Below are 14,535 nucleotides of genomic sequence, written 5' to 3' on the forward strand. Positions count from 1 at the left end.
GTGCCGGAGCTTCCCGAAGTTGAGGTGGTGCGTGCGGGGCTGGCCCCCGCCGTTACCGGAGCACGCGTGGTTGCTGCGGAGGTGCGGGATCCGCGCGCGCTCAAGCGCCACGTACCGCTCGGCGGCGACGATGGCCTCGGCGGGCACGGCGTCACCCTGCCCGCTGAGGCTGCGGCAACGCGCGCTGCCGACTTTGAGCGCCGGGTCACCGGCCTCACGCTGGGATCGCCGGCGCGGCGCGGGAAGTTCATGTGGGTGCCGGTTGCCGCCGAGCGGCCTACCGCAGAGCCATGGTCGCTCCTCGCTCACCTCGGCATGAGCGGTCAACTCCTGCTCCGGGACACGACGGCACTTGACGATCGACACGTGCGCATTCGGCTTTGGATCGAGCACCCCACGCATGGCGAGCTGCGCCTTGACTTCGCGGATCAGCGTCTTTTTGGCTCGCTCGCCCTCGATCGCCTCGCACCCACGCCCGACGGCGCACCGGGTGGCTTCGGGGGCGACGCGGAAGTTCCTGCGTTGCTGCCCGTGCAGGCTGCACGCATTGCCCGTGATCCGCTCGATCCGCACTTTGATGATGCCGAGTTCGTCGCCTCGGCTCGCCGTCGCGGCTCCGGGATCAAGCAGCTCTTGCTCGATCAATCGCTCGTGAGCGGGGTGGGCAACATCTACGCGGACGAGGCGTTGTGGCGCGCTCGGATGCACCCTGAGACACCCGGACGCCGGATCTCCGCGGCACGCCTCACCGAGCTCCTCGCACTTCTCCGCGACGTATTTGCGCAGGCACTCGCCGAGGGCGGCACGAGCTTCGACGAGCAGTACGTCAACGTGAACGGGCAAGCTGGTTATTTCAGCAGATATCTACATTCATATGGCCGAACCGCTGAACCATGCGATAGGTGCGGCACAAAGATCGAGCGAATTCCGTTCGCTGGGCGGTCGTCTCATTTCTGCCCGAAGTGCCAGCGTCTGCGGTGAGCTCAGCGAGTGAGATCTGCGCAGACTCAGGCGGCTCACGTGAGTCGTCGGTCTTCACCTCGTCCTCCACGGTAGATTATGACGTGTGAGTACGACTGTCTATGAAGTTCTTGATTCCCTGCGAGCAGCGTCGCTCGACGAACGAGACAAAGGTGACCGGTTCGAGCGGTTGATCAAGTCCTTTCTGGAAACCGATCCCGAGTGGCAACAACGTTTCTCAACAGTCGAGTTCTTCACCGAATGGGAGTTGAACACGGGTGGCAAGGACATAGGCATCGATCTTGTCGCAAAGAACCGTTATGACGAAGGCTGGACTGCGATTCAGTGTAAGTTCTACGATTCGGGCGCGAAGGTAGCTAAGAGCGCTATCGACTCTTTCCTCTCGATCTCCTATCGTCCAGATTTCAACTTCACGCAACGCTTCATTATCGACACAGCCGATGGATGGAGCGGCAACGCCGAAGAAACCTTAAGGGGCCAAGTTCAACGCATCGACATATCGATGCTGGACGATGTCGCGATCGACTGGTCTGGTTGGTCAATTGACCAGCCCGAGAAGGTGCTCTATGCGGGGCCGAAGACGCTGCGCCCCCACCAGCGAGAAGCACTTGCTGACGTGCGATCTGGGTTCGGCGAACACGACCGCGGCAAACTCATCATGGCCTGTGGCACAGGCAAGACTTTCACCTCGCTCAAGATCGCTGAAGAGCTTGTTGGCAAGGGTGGGCGAGTGCTGTTCCTCGTGCCGTCGATTCAGCTGCTTTCGCAGTCGCTTCGTGAGTGGATGGCGCAAACGACTGTAGGTATTCGTCCGTTCGCTGTCTGTAGCGATGTTCGTGTTGGCCGCCGCGATGTGAACAATGATGAGCAAGACCAGTCAACGGTTGACTTGACCGAGCCGCCAACGACCGACCCCAAGAAACTCGTTGCGCGCTACAAGCAGAACCCCGCACCCGACGCTATGACTGTCGTGTTCTCGACCTATCAGAGCATCGACGTTGTGATCGCAGCTCAGGAGCATGGGCTCGATGAGTTCGACCTGATTATCTGCGACGAAGCACATCGCACGAGTGGCGTATCTGTTAGGGGCGAGGCCCGCCTCTCGCACTTCCTCAAGGTTCACGACCAAGACTTGCTGAAGGCGAAGAAGCGCCTCTACATGACGGCAACCCCGCGAGTCTTTGACGACAGTGTGAAGCGCCGCGCTGACGATGCTGAAGCCATTCTCTTCGACATGGGCGATGAGAAGCTCTACGGCCCCGAACTTCACCGTCTGGGCTTCGGCAAGGCCGTTGAGAGCAACCTGCTTACGGACTACAAGGTGCTCGTGCTCGCTGTAGACGAAGACTATGTGGCCAAGCACTTCCAGTCGCAGTGGGGCTCTGAAATACCGCTCGATGACATTGCCAAGCTCGTTGGTTGCTGGAACGGTTTGGATAAGCACTTCAAAGAGACTGACGACGCCATTAAGGACTGGCGGCCGATGAAGACGGCTGTGGCCTTCGCGAGAGACATTGCTTCCAGCAAGACGGCAACGACGGTCTTTCCCGAGGTCTCCAAGAAAATCAACGAAGCGATCTCAGAGGGTGATAGCCGACGCCCCCTCGCTGTCGAGTCGCATCACGTCGACGGCACCATGGGTATTCACGAACGCAACTCGAAGCTGGCCTGGCTGAAAGAAGGCACCGACGAAGACGTTTGCCGAGTGCTGACGAACGCTCGCTGTCTTTCAGAGGGTGTGGACGTGCCAGCTCTCGATGCTGTGCTGTTCCTCACGCCTCGAGGTAGCCAAGTCGATGTTGTTCAGTCTGTCGGTCGGGTGATGCGCTTGGCTCCAGGTAAGGAGCTGGGCTACATCATTCTGCCTGTCGTCATTCCGGCGGGCATTCCGCCCGAAGAAGCACTCCAAGACAACGAACGCTATCGGGTGGTCTGGCAGGTTCTTCAGGCTTTGCGCTCACACGATGATCGCTTCAATGCCGAGATAAACAAGATCAACCTGAACCGGAACCGTTCGCCGCGTATCAGCGTTATCTCGGTCACAAACCCTTCTGACCAAGACCGAGGCGATGGGAGCGACAACTCGGAAAGCGGCCCTCGCTTCCAGCAGCAAGAGTTCGACTTCCCAGAAGACGAAGTCATTGACGCGATGTATGCCCGCATTGTTCAGAAGGTGGGCGAACGAACCTACTGGGCTAAGTGGGCGAGCGAAGTTGCCACTATCGCAGAGAAGCACATCACCCGCATTGAGGGCTTGCTTGCTCACCCCTATTCGAAGCAAGCTGTCGAGTTCAAGCGATTCTTGAAGGGTTTGCGAGGCAACCTCAACGAGAACATCACCGAGCAAGAGGCAGTTGAGATGCTTGCGCAGCATCTCATTACGAGGCCGATCTTCGAGAAGCTTTTCGAGGGCTACGACTTCACGGCACACAACCCTGTTGCTCAGGTCATGGAGAAGATGCTGGAGGTTCTGGATGAGAAGAACCTCGATGATGAGAACCAGACTCTTCGAGGGTTTTACGAGAGCGTTGGAAGACGAGTCGATGGTGTCGATAACAGCGATGGCAAGCAGAAGATTCTCATTGAGCTTTACGACAACTTCTTCAAAGCGGCCTTCAGAAGGTCGCAAGAGAAGCTAGGCATTGTCTACTCACCGACTGAGATTGTGGACTTCATACTTCGCAGTGCTGACGCAGTGCTCAAGGAGGAGTTCGGGCAAGCGCTGACGGACGAGAATGTTCATATTCTCGATGGGTTCATAGGCACAGGCACGTTCCTAGTTCGATTGCTCCAGTCGGGGCTCATTAAGCCCGAAGACCTGCCGAGGAAGTATGCGAACGAGCTTCACGGCAACGAGATTCTCTTGCTCGCTTATTACATTGCGACGGTCAACCTGGAGACGACCTACCAGGAGATTACGGGCGATGCTCAAGCCTTCGACGGCCTCATTCTGACTGACACCTTCCAGTCCTGGGAACCGAACGATGTTGTTGACCTCGAAGTGTTTGAAGAGAACAACAAGCGACTTGAGGCGCTGAAGAAACTCAAGATCACGGTCATTGTTGGAAACCCGCCTTACTCAGTTGGTCAGGACTCAGCCAATGACAACAACGCCAACGAGTCATATCCTGCGCTCGACTCACGCATTAAGTCGGACTACGCTGATCGCTCAGCAGCGAGGCACAAGGCGAGTCTGCTGGATAGCTATATTCGAGCGATTAAGTGGGCGAGTCTCCGCATTCAAGATTGTGGAGTGATTGCGTATGTCACCAATGGAGGGTGGATTGACAGCAGCAGTGCTGATGGCATGAGAAAGTCTCTTGCCGATGAGTTCACCAGCATCTACGTCTGGAACCTGCGGGGTAATCAAAGAACCGCTGGCGAGCTTTCTCGAAAAGAGGGCGGAAAGATCTTTGGCGGTGGAAGTCGAGCGACGGTAGCAATTACTCTTCTCGTCAAGAACCCCACTCGTCAAGGCCAAACAGTGGTCAACTACGCTGAAGTAGCCGACTACATGACGCGCGAGGAAAAGCTGAAACTCGTTGCTGACACGTCAACGATTTTGACGCTGAACACAAAACAGATTACGCCCAACACTCACGGCGACTGGATCAATCAACGCCGTGATGACTTCATAGAATTCTTACCAGCTTCGAGCGACGATAGGTCGCCATCCATTTTCGGGTTTAATACAGGCTGTCCGCTGACCTCTCGTGATTCATGGGTCTACAACTCTTCGCAATCCACTTTGCAAGAGTCTGTAACTGCCATGATTGAGCACTACAACTCGCTTGTTCCTCGCTACGCCACCCATATTGCTGCTGGAAGCCGGCCCCAAGCGTTCTTTGACTTTAGTGACGTCAAAGACGAAACCAAAGTCAGCTGGGATGGAAAGAACAAGAAGGACTTGGCGGCAGGCAAGATAGTTGCTCCGAAGCTTGAGCAAGTTCGCTCTGCTTCCTACAGGCCGTTCTTCAAGCAACACTTGTATTACGACTCCACCTGGATTAACAGCGTCTACCGCATTGAAGAGACCTTCCCTATCGGTGGTCTACCTAACATGGGCTTCTATGTGGTCGGCAAGACTTCTGCCAATCCGTTCAGTGCTCTTATGACCAACATTGTTCCCGATAGGCATTACACGGGGGCAGGTAGCGGCGGTCAGTTCTTCCCGAGATTCAGGTATGAAAAGGCCGGTGCTTTAAGTAGTGGTCAAGGTGCGTTCTCCTTTGATGAGGGAACGATACTTGACGGGTACAGGCAGATTGACAACATCACCGATGATGCGCTCTCGCTTTTTCAAGCTCATTATCCGAGCGATACTGTGAGCAAGGATGATGTGTTTTTCTATGTGTATGGGCTACTCCATTCACCCGAGTATCGAACCACGTTTGAAGCTGATCTGAAAAAGACGCTCCCTCACGTTCCTTTCGTGCGCGAGTTCAGACGATTTGCTGATGCTGGCCGAGCGCTCAGCGAGCTTCACCTGAACTACGAAGCTGTTGAGCGATACCCGCTCGCTGGTCTAGAAGTCGAGCCTCTGGCAACAGTTGACGCCTATGAGTTCTTCGCCATCGAGAAGGCGAAGTTTGGAGGCACTGGAAAGAAGAAGGACATGAGCCAGTTGGTCTACAACAGGCACATTACGCTTTCAGGTATTCCTGAAGAGGTCTACCGCTACATGCTTGGCTCGCGTTCAGCGATTGAGTGGTTGAACGACCGCTATCAGGTCAAGGTCGATGCGAAGTCGGGAATTAGGAACGACCCGAACGATTGGTCACGAGAGGTTGGCGACCCCCGCTACATTCTCGACCTCTACGCACGCATCGTGACTGTGAGTGTTGAAACTATGAAGATCTTAGACAGCCTGCCGCCACTCGACATCGTCGAGTAGTTTAGCTTTTGCTGGATGCGCCTGAATCGGTGTGCGCATGTCGGTGACATGAAGAGTGCCCCGCGAGGTTGTCCTCGTGGGGCACTTCGTTGTAGCCCATCATCCGATCTCGAGGCTGTTGTCCTCGGTAGCGGGGGAATCTTCCCAGGGCGTGGGCAGCGGGCCGCGCTTCAGTGCTTCGCGCTGCTGGATGCGCGCCGCCCGGTCGATGACCTGCTGAGCCTCCTTCGCCTTGGCGACCACCCCACTGGTGTTGCGCTTGGCATCATCGAGGGCGGTCTCGGCCTCCCGCTGCTGACGGAGCACCATGTTCAGAGCGTTGCGCGCATCCTCCTGTTCCTGACGCACGCGCATGATGTCATCGCGGAGCACGGTCTTCTGCTTCTCGAGACTGGCTTCGGTGTCGGTGCGCTCGGCGAGCGCGCTGGCGGGCTTGTACCGGAACGAGGGCGCGGCTCCGCCGTCTCCGGCGCGGTGCAGGGCGACGAGGTCGGCGTGATCGGTGAGCATCGCGGCCAGGTTCGCGGCGATCACCTGCTCGATCACCGCTTCGGCGTACTGCTCGCCGAGATCGTCTTCATGGATCGGATCACCAAGCGGCGAACCACTCTCATCGGTGACGGTGTAGACGGCGCGTGGCTTCATTCCCACGCGGGGCCGGAACCTGCCCCGCTTTGGGGCGAGGCCGAACAAGCGAGCGCGGCTGCGCTCGATGTAGAACTCCGTGAGCGTCGGCTCGATCAGCGCGGGATCGTGCAGGAGCTTGACCTCACCGAGCGCCTGCTCGATGTAGGCCACGGTCATGTGATGAATGGTCTGCTGGGTGTCCATGGTGGGAGTCCTTTCTGACTCGTTGAGGGTTGGTCTAGTCGCCGTATTCGCGGTCGCCTTGGCGCTGGTGTCCGCGCAAGAACCGTTCCCGCGCGGGAGTCTTCGGAGTCTTCGAGGCCATGCGCCGCTTCAATCGCAGCGCGATAGCGTCGAACTCGTCGGTTTCGAGTTCCACCCCTGGCACCGGCGCGAGTGCGGGCGTGAGGCCTGCCGCACGCTGGCGGAACATCTCGGTGGCGGCTTCAGTGGTGAACTCGGGCGTGAGTGCCGATGCCTTCTTGCGGCCAATACGCCCGTTGTCCGCGCGGCGCATCTTGAAGCTCCACCCGTCGCGGTTCGTGACCGTGAGGGTGACCCCTTGTTCGCCGAGCAGTCGCTCGAATGCGGCCTGATCGACGGCGCGGGAATCGCTCAGCGCAGCGAACACGGCATCGCCGAGGGTCTGCTCGAACCCGCCTGACGCGAATGCTTCACGCCGCTGTTCCCAACCGGGCTTCGGCTGCACGGGATCAGGCAGCACCCGCAACCCCTCGTCGCGCATGAGTTCGTCGTTCAGTTGGTGCAGGCCGCGTTTCCACGAGGTGAACCTCTGCAAGCTCTTGCCGGTGAGGTTGTCGTGATTCGCTACGAGAATGTGCGCGTGGCCGTGCCCGCCCGCCGAGTCGGAATGCACCACCACGAGATAATCCGCCGAGTGCATCCGGCCCGCGAGCTTCGCGGCAATGTCCTTGATACGCTCCATGTCGGCTCGATAGGTCACGTCGAACTCGTCGGGATGAAACGCGAGAACGTAGCTGTAGAGCTCGTTCTTGCGGTTCATTGCTTTGGCGAGCCGTTGCGCCCCTGCCACGAATCCAGCCGGTGAGGTGCTGCCGTTCTGCATCGAGAGCGCGAGGGCTGCGGCGCGGGTCTGCCCGCGTGAGCGCAGCCGCTCACGGAACTGCTTGTCGTTTCCGTAGAGCACGTAGGCGACTGACGCGGCGGCATCTTTCGACGGCTGAACATTGATCGTGCTCATACGCTTGTCCGATCTCCGAGAGCAGCGCGAACCTCGCTCACCGCACCGAGCACTGCCCGCAGCAATCCGACATCGACAGCCTGCCCCTTGCGCAGCGTGGTGTTGAGGTTGACCCCAACGCGGCGCAACTGCTCCACCACCCCGGCAAGCTCCGGGTTCGGTGTCTCGCGTGCGGTCTGCTGCATGGCCGCTTCGAGTGCGTGCCGCTGGTCGAGAGCATCGAGCATCACAGCCCGCGCCCACGCCGAAGGCTTCACCCCGAGCGCCCGCGCCCGGTCGCGGATCGCTTCGCGCTCTGCCGTCGTGAGTCGCACATCGAGCGACACGTCACGGCGCGCCCGAGTGCTCCTGCTGGCATGGCGGGCATGCCCGCCGTGCTGCTCCATCTCCTTCGCCGGAACGGCGGCAAAGGTGCTGTCGCGCGGCTGCACGGATACCGGGGAACCACCCGACACCGCTACGCCGCGACCCCCATCGTGCCGAGACTCGGAGCCACCGCTACGCGGTGTCTCACTCGACACAATACGGGTCTGGCCAGCAGGGTACTTGTCGGACGAAGAGCTATCGCTCTTCACCCGCAAGTAGCGCTGGCCCCAGTCCTCGCGCGCGTTGCGCACTGCGGGCTGGGGAGACCCGAGCACCTTCCGGGGTGCCCGGATCGGGGGCCCGATCGCGTTCACGATCCCACCCCCTCACCGGCACAACCGGGCGCAGCAATCGCGCCGGCGGGTGCAGCCGGCAGCAACGCAATGTCGCTGCTGCAACCGGCAAGACCACCGAGCAGTTCCGACACGGCACCATCGGCGTCGTGGTCGGTGCGATCCTCGGGACCGTAGCTCAACGACAACACTTCGACGCGGGGGAAGTAGCTGTTCGACTGCGAACCGACGATACTCACCGAGTACGGCTCGATCTTCCCGATGGGCTGCACCAAGTAGCGCAGAATGTCGTCCTCGCGGTAGACCTTCACGACCGACTGCAAGCGGCGGATGAACTGGTCGAGCGCTTCATCGACGTTGCCCTTCTGCCGGGCGTAGAAGAAGAACTCGATAGGTTCAATGGTTGCCGTGATAACGATGAGCCGGGGCGCGACCTCACCCTTGTTCTTATACCGTGCCCGAGCAGGCGAAGCATTGTGCGGATCGAGCAGCAACAGCCAGTCGTTCGCATCCATCGCCGAAGCGCGCAGATCATCGAGCAGCATGATCTCTTCGCCCCGCCAGTCATCCAGCGGGTTCGAGGTCGCGGCCCGGTACACCTGCCACCGTTCACCCTGCGCCTGCGCATACGAGATCGCCTGCTGAATGAACCCATTAGCGAAGCGAGTCTTGCCCACCCCTGCATCGCCATAGACGTAGACAACCTGGGTGCGGAAGTCACCGTTGCGCAGCTTCGCTGCCGCCCGGTATGCGCGCCTCTGCCCGAAGGCAGAGATCGCATCGTCAATCTCGCGCTGATGCCGCGAGTAGATGTCGAAAAGATCATCGGTGAGCATGATCTGATCGCGCGTCACCTCGCCCTGAAGCACCATCTCGCGGAACGCCTCGAACTCCAGCTTCGCTCGTTTCGCCTTGATATGGGCGCGACCCTTCAGCCATACCGGGTAGCGCTCGCGATACACCTGTACATAGTCCATACCGCGCACCGAAGCGACCTGCTCCGGCGGGTACTGGAACTTCTCCGGGTACTTGACGTGCGTGAGATAGGCGAGACCGTTGTCGTGCTGCTGCGTGATCTTCTTCCCGCAGACCTCAACCGGCGCACCACCACGCGACTTATCAAGTTCGAGATATTGCACCTCGACACCCAAGATCGCGGCCAGTTTCGCAACCGCTGCCGAGGTCTCACGACTCTTGAACTTGAGCAGCAGATGCAGATGCAGAAACTTCAGCACTTCGATCATCGAAGCAGTCGCGTCATCCCAGGCCTGCTGAGTGTCGTCGCCGTGCAAGTTGCCGTGAGCGTCATCAAGCACGAGGCCTTCACCTTCCAACCTCGTAACGAGGTATTCGGAGATCGCGGCGGCCGTCTCGCGCAGCATGTCAATGCGTGCAGGATGATCCTTCGGCAGGTCGTTCGCCTGGTGCGCCAGTTCTAACAGCCTGGCAAACACTGGATCAGTCGAGTGCTGCCAGCACTCCGGCTTGATCTGCTGCACCAGCATTACCAGGGTCGGGTTCGCAGCCTTACGCGCCACAGCAACCACCCCCGATGTGGGGGACAACGGCCAGCATCGAAATCCCGATGTACCCCCGATGTACCCCATGCAACCGGCGGCTGCAGGCAGCGGAACGGTGCGGTAAAATCGGCGGAAACACGCCGGTTTCGGGGTGGCGCGGCGAATCTACAAGCCCTTCGCCGCGCCTGTAGGGAACGCATTCCCGATCACACCCGGCAAAACTCCTGCAGGGGTTCTCAAGGAAGAAGACCGGGTCTTCCTGAGAACGCTCGTGCCCGATGCAGGCGGCGGGCGCGGCGTTCATACTGCACCTCCCGAGGATGCAGAGGCGAGTGCTGCGGCGATGCGCGCACGGCGAGCCTCGGAGAGCACGGGGGCCTGAGCGACGAGGTCAGCGATGTGCACTTCGATGTCTTCGAGGCTGCTCGCCTGGGGAGCGGTCAACGCATCGACATCGGCGGGAGCGAACAGAAGCCGCCCGTGTCGCCTAGCAGCGCGGAGCTTGCCAGCATCCTTCAAACGGCGCAACTGCCGCTCGGAGTAACCGCTGCGGTGGATTGCCTCGCTGAGAGACAGAGTGAATACAGGGGTATCTGCGAAAACAGACATAGTGGAAGAACCTCACGAGTGAGTTTGCTTCCGGCCCCTGCGTATTTCAGCGATTTCCGGCTAACTATCCAACTGTAGGTCCCCGAGCTTCTCAGCCAAGCAATCCCTGGGGGAGTTGCTCAGCCCTGTCACGGCGTTGGTGGGGTTATGTCTGTATGGCCACAAGAATACCTGGGAACGCCGGACATTTCCTCTATGCTTTCCAGGAAATATTGAGAAGCGACGGGTCAAAGCCTTTTGCGCCCCGCTTTGAGGGCATCAGGGTGACGCTCATCAACTCGTTGATGATAAGCCGCTGACGTGCAATATCGAGCGCCTTCCAAGCTGCGGCCACATCCGGAGCCTCGACAATCTCGCGGCCAGGGTTCGACGGTGCAGGTGCAAGCAGGCCGTCGATCTCGTTCAATCGCCCGCGAAGTCGAGCTGACTGTTCGCGTACACCATCTCCATCGAGCACTCCATCGGCAAACAGTGCGGCCAGCCCATCGAGGCGATCTTGTACCGCGATCCTCTCAATTCTTAAAGAATCACGGTTGATCACCTTTTCGTCGGGCGGCGTGAAAAGGTCTCGAGCGTCTTCGCGGGTGAGCCTTCCGAGAACCAAAGCGTTGATGAAATCGTCAACGGGTTCTGCGTTACGTGAGAGATGCTTGTGTTCTATGCAAGCGTAGAGGCGCTTCGGCTCGTACTCTCGATGCTCTCCAGTCACAAGGGTGCGGGGAGAGCGGCGGTAGTAACTCGTGTAGACCTTTGTCTTGTTGTCATTACACCGGCCACAGAATGCCAATCCAGAAAGTAGATATCTTGGTTCGGTTCCCCAAATGCGACGTCGTTCAGGGGCATGCAACTTCGCTTGAACCGCATTAAACACGTCGGCCGGAACGATGGCTTCGAACGCACCGGGGTACTCATCGCTTGACATCTTCGAGACCTTCCGTTTCTCGGGGTCGGCCTCCCACTTCGTGATGACGCCCTTGTAGCGCGCGTTGCTCAGTAATGAGCGGATGTTCTCGTTCGACCACTCGCTGCCCCGCGTCGTGGTGAACCCCTGCGCCGTCAGATCGCGGGCGATGTGCGTGATCTTGACGCCTGCCAGGAAGTCCTCGAACGCCTTCTTCACCGCCGCTGCCTCGTCGTCGATCTGAGTCACGCCGTCGTCGTCATAGCCGAGGATGCGGCCTCGCATGATCGGAACGCCCTTCTTGCGCCGGGTCTCGTTCGCGCCGATGGCGCGCTCGGACTTCCGGCGTATCTCGAACCGGGCGACCGCCGCGAGCATCGTCGCGCGGAACTCGCCGTCTGCCGATGTCAGGTCGATGTCCCCGTCGGCCGTGGCGACCTTCGCACCCAGGTCGATCAGCTTCACGAGGTCCTGTAGCGTGCGCAGCAGGCGGTCGAGATCTCGGGCGACAATCACGTCGAACTTGCCGGTGCCGACTTGAGAAAGCATCCGCGCCCACTCGGTATTGCCGTCACGCGCCTTCGTGGCGGAGACTCCCTCGTCGATGTACTCGGGGCCGTACTCCCAGTCGCGCGCCGTGCACACCCCCCTGATTCGCCTCCGCTGGGTCTCCAAGCTTAGAGACTCGTCATCGGTGTCGTCGGACTTGGAGACGCGGAGATACACGGCTGCAACGGTCATGCTGTGACATTATCGGAGATGAACGTTAATAAGTGCTGTAGTCGGGGTATTTCGCGCACTCGCTCAATGCATATGGTCGCGGGGGAGAACCGTGTCATAGATGTGGCGAGCCACTGAAGCGAATTCCCTTCGGCGGGCGCTCGAGCCATTTCTGCCCCCGCTGCCAGCGTCGGCGTTGAGAACTGGTCGCTTTCGCGAGACTACTTCGTGTGCAGTTCCGGGGCAGCAAAAAGAAGGTCGAACTCCTCGCAGACAACCTCAAGATCATCGCTCACTGCGTAGGCGGTGCCGGCGAGTACGCGAGAGTAATAGCCCTGGTGGGCAGTCCGCCACCAGCTGAGGGTTCGATCGCCTTCGCCTTCGGTTCGCGCAAACTCCTCGTCCACATCGGCGAAACGCCGAATCTCGACCGACCGCGTTTGAATGACGGCGCGTGCGATTCCGGCCCCGTCCGTCACGATGGCATAGTCGCCTGGCTGCGGGATCGGGTCTCCAGCGAGCTCCAGTTCGGCGACTGACGGCGCAGTTGCGCACTTCACGCCCGACAGTACGAGTTCGAGTAGAGCGTCGGCTTCTTCAGCGTTGTCGCTGAACGAGTACGACAGCGGCAGGCTCGCAGGTACTGATGGGGTCACCCCTCGATACTGAGCCCAGAGTCGTGCGACCGAATCGTCCATCGTTTCCCCCCTTCGACTGACCCGCGCGTGTGCGGCACGTTGAGCTTAGCGGCGGGGGAATCCTGCTGTGCTCGCTAGGCTGGGACGATGCAGTTCTCCGCGTTTGCTCAGTACGCCGCACTATCACGCGACTTACGGTTCGCGGATGCAGAGCCGCAGGCTGAGGAACAGGGCAGCGACTACGAGGCTGGCACGGTGGGCTACGATGCGGAGCTCTGGCGCATTCGCACCGCGCGTGTGACGCCGCGCAAGCCCGGTGCATTTGTGGCGTTCTGGGAACGGGACCGCGTGGGCGCGACGCGGCCGTTCTCTGAGGACGCGAGTATGGCGGGGCTGCTGGTGTTTGTCCGGGATGAATCGCGCTTTGGGGTCTTTCGCTTTCCAACTGCAGCACTGCGCGCGCTCGGAATCGTGCGCACGAGCACGCAAACCGGAAAACGTGGCTTCCGTCTCTACCCCGCGTGGTGCTCGGACTTGAACCCGCAGGCCGCGAGGACCCAGCGCGCCCAGGCGCCATATTTCACGCAGCTTCGCTGAGGTCCGAGGGTGCAGCTTCCGCTGCTCGATCGACCGCGAATGCGAGATGGGGCAGCTCGGCCCCCCGGTACTGCATGGTGAAGTGCCCGCGCACCGTCATACCGATTCGGATCGCGACATTCATCGACGCGGTATTGGTGTTGCGAACCTGCGACCACACGCGGCGCGCATCGAGCTGAGTGAAGGCGTAGTCTCGGCAGGCCGTTGCCGCCTCAACAGCATAGCCCTGGTGCCAGTGCGCTCGATTGAAGAGATACCCGACCTCAATCACATTCTCGCCCAGGATGTGCTGCCGTGTGAGGCCACACTGTCCGATGAACTCGCCTGTCTCGCGCAGGATCACCGCCCACAGCCCGAACCCGTCATCGCGGTAGCGATCCAGCGCGCGACGCAACCAGGCCTGGACGAGCGCCTCATCGAACGCCCCCTCATACGCGGTCATCGTGATCTCGTCCTGCAAGATGGCCCGCAATGCGGGGAGATCATCCGCGGTCATTTCGCGAAGCGTGAGTCGAGGCGTGGAGGGGGGCATGAAGCCCAGTATTGCAGCAGTGCACGTTGCAGTCTTGCTCGCCCGGCGGTGCTCCGACCGCCTGGGGCGGCGGCTCACAGTGCCGCGCCCTCCCGTGCTCTTCAGAGGTTTTTATGCTGGACCAATGAAAAGTCTGGTGTTAGCGTGTGGCCATGAGCGAGCACACGGATCACGGACCCAATCCCTACGTCGTCAACCTCGAGGACGCGACGCGCACGAACGAGGTGTTTCGCACGACGCTGTGGACGGGCGAGTTTCTCCAGATGACGCTGATGTCGATCCCGGTGGGTGGCGATATTGGCCTCGAACTTCATGGCGACACGGACCAGTTCCTCCGCCTTGAGCAGGGGCGCGGACGCGTGCAGATGGGCCCCTCGGCCGAGCAGCTGACGTTCGACGAAGAGGTGGGCACAGATTGGGGAGTGTTCGTGCCGCGCGGTGTCTGGCACAACATCACCAACATCGGCGATGAGCCGATGCGTGTCTACAGTATTTACGCGCCTCCGCACCACGTGCCCGGCACCGTGCACGTCACGCAGGCAGACCAGGACCACTAGGCCTTCGCTGCGCAGGGCTTCTCCCTGTTCTTCAAGGGGGAAACAAGCGAGCGCGACCAGTCGTTCGCAGGCTTCGGG

Annotated in this window: 12 protein-coding genes and 1 pseudogene; 5 read left to right on the forward strand and 8 right to left on the reverse strand. The window is 60.1% G+C overall.

From position 1 onward, the window contains the following. Positions 1 to 981, forward strand: a complete 981-nt coding sequence (gene mutM, locus D3226_RS13170) for a bifunctional DNA-formamidopyrimidine glycosylase/DNA-(apurinic or apyrimidinic site) lyase (RefSeq protein WP_202383068.1) — start codon at positions 1 to 3, stop codon at positions 979 to 981. A gap of 85 nt (positions 982 to 1,066) precedes the next feature. Then, on the forward strand, positions 1,067 to 5,875 hold the full coding sequence (locus D3226_RS13175) for a type ISP restriction/modification enzyme (protein ID WP_202383069.1): 4,809 nt from the start codon (positions 1,067 to 1,069) through the stop codon (positions 5,873 to 5,875). 99 nt (positions 5,876 to 5,974) lie between these two features. On the opposite strand, the gene D3226_RS13180 is transcribed toward D3226_RS13175, so the two are convergent. The 6 genes from D3226_RS13180 to D3226_RS13205 all read right to left on the reverse strand — a co-directional run bounded on the left by D3226_RS13180 (position 5,975) and on the right by D3226_RS13205 (position 12,154). Then, entirely contained in the window at positions 5,975 to 6,706 is a 732-nt protein-coding gene (locus tag D3226_RS13180) for a hypothetical protein (protein ID WP_202383070.1), read from the reverse strand. A gap of 34 nt (positions 6,707 to 6,740) precedes the next feature. Continuing rightward, a complete protein-coding gene (locus tag D3226_RS13185; RefSeq protein WP_202383071.1) occupies positions 6,741 to 7,724 on the reverse strand; it encodes a relaxase/mobilization nuclease domain-containing protein in 984 nt (327 codons plus the stop codon). After that, on the reverse strand, positions 7,721 to 8,404 hold the full coding sequence (locus D3226_RS13190; RefSeq protein WP_202383072.1) for a plasmid mobilization protein: 684 nt from the start codon (positions 8,402 to 8,404) through the stop codon (positions 7,721 to 7,723). Before D3226_RS13190 ends, D3226_RS13185 begins: the two co-directional genes overlap by 4 nt. Then, complete coding sequence (locus D3226_RS13195; RefSeq protein WP_237462887.1) at positions 8,401 to 9,948, reverse strand: RNA helicase domain-containing protein; 1,548 nt, start codon at positions 9,946 to 9,948, stop codon at positions 8,401 to 8,403. The genes D3226_RS13190 and D3226_RS13195 overlap by 4 nt, the downstream gene beginning before the upstream one ends. A gap of 255 nt (positions 9,949 to 10,203) precedes the next feature. Beyond that, positions 10,204 to 10,512, reverse strand: a complete 309-nt coding sequence (locus D3226_RS13200) for a MerR family transcriptional regulator (protein ID WP_202383073.1) — start codon at positions 10,510 to 10,512, stop codon at positions 10,204 to 10,206. A 193-nt stretch (positions 10,513 to 10,705) separates the two neighbouring features. Next, the gene (locus D3226_RS13205; RefSeq protein ID WP_202383074.1) at positions 10,706 to 12,154 is read right to left on the reverse strand and encodes a recombinase family protein; all 1,449 of its coding nucleotides are present in this window, start codon (positions 12,152 to 12,154) and stop codon (positions 10,706 to 10,708) included. 41 nt (positions 12,155 to 12,195) lie between these two features. On the opposite strand from D3226_RS13205, the pseudogene D3226_RS13210 reads away from it, so the two are divergent. Continuing rightward, positions 12,196 to 12,333, forward strand: a pseudogene (locus tag D3226_RS13210) (zinc finger domain-containing protein); the annotation flags it as partial. 21 nt (positions 12,334 to 12,354) lie between these two features. On the opposite strand, the gene D3226_RS13215 reads toward D3226_RS13210, so the two are convergent. Next, entirely contained in the window at positions 12,355 to 12,789 is a 435-nt protein-coding gene (locus D3226_RS13215) for an ASCH domain-containing protein (protein WP_202383075.1), read from the reverse strand. A 129-nt stretch (positions 12,790 to 12,918) separates the two neighbouring features. On the opposite strand from D3226_RS13215, the gene D3226_RS13220 reads away from it, so the two are divergent. Next, the gene (locus D3226_RS13220) at positions 12,919 to 13,368 is read left to right on the forward strand and encodes a MepB family protein (protein ID WP_202383076.1); all 450 of its coding nucleotides are present in this window, start codon (positions 12,919 to 12,921) and stop codon (positions 13,366 to 13,368) included. Here D3226_RS13220 and D3226_RS13225 read toward each other — a convergent pair. Next, complete coding sequence (locus D3226_RS13225) at positions 13,352 to 13,900, reverse strand: GNAT family N-acetyltransferase (RefSeq protein WP_202383077.1); 549 nt, start codon at positions 13,898 to 13,900, stop codon at positions 13,352 to 13,354. The genes D3226_RS13220 and D3226_RS13225 overlap by 17 nt on opposite strands. A gap of 152 nt (positions 13,901 to 14,052) precedes the next feature. Between D3226_RS13225 and D3226_RS13230 the strand changes: the two genes are divergently transcribed. Continuing rightward, on the forward strand, positions 14,053 to 14,457 hold the full coding sequence (locus D3226_RS13230; RefSeq protein ID WP_202383078.1) for a cupin domain-containing protein: 405 nt from the start codon (positions 14,053 to 14,055) through the stop codon (positions 14,455 to 14,457). The last annotated feature ends 78 nt before the right edge of the window (positions 14,458 to 14,535 follow it).

This window comes from Leucobacter chromiireducens subsp. chromiireducens (genome assembly GCF_016758255.1).
GTDB lineage: Bacteria > Actinomycetota > Actinomycetes > Actinomycetales > Microbacteriaceae > Leucobacter > Leucobacter chromiireducens.

What these genes read in the sequence shown, in the direction of transcription:
- D3226_RS13180 (WP_202383070.1), bottom strand. Translation starts at nt 6,706, where the DNA reads ATGGACACCCAGCAGACCATTCATCACATGACCGTGGCCTACATCGAG.
- D3226_RS13185 (WP_202383071.1), bottom strand. Translation starts at nt 7,724, where the DNA reads ATGAGCACGATCAATGTTCAGCCGTCGAAAGATGCCGCCGCGTCAGTC.
- D3226_RS13200 (WP_202383073.1), bottom strand. Translation starts at nt 10,512, where the DNA reads ATGTCTGTTTTCGCAGATACCCCTGTATTCACTCTGTCTCTCAGCGAG.
- D3226_RS13205 (WP_202383074.1), bottom strand. Translation starts at nt 12,154, where the DNA reads ATGACCGTTGCAGCCGTGTATCTCCGCGTCTCCAAGTCCGACGACACC.
- D3226_RS13220 (WP_202383076.1), top strand. Translation starts at nt 12,919, where the DNA reads ATGCAGTTCTCCGCGTTTGCTCAGTACGCCGCACTATCACGCGACTTA.
- D3226_RS13225 (WP_202383077.1), bottom strand. Translation starts at nt 13,900, where the DNA reads ATGCCCCCCTCCACGCCTCGACTCACGCTTCGCGAAATGACCGCGGAT.
- D3226_RS13230 (WP_202383078.1), top strand. Translation starts at nt 14,053, where the DNA reads ATGAGCGAGCACACGGATCACGGACCCAATCCCTACGTCGTCAACCTC.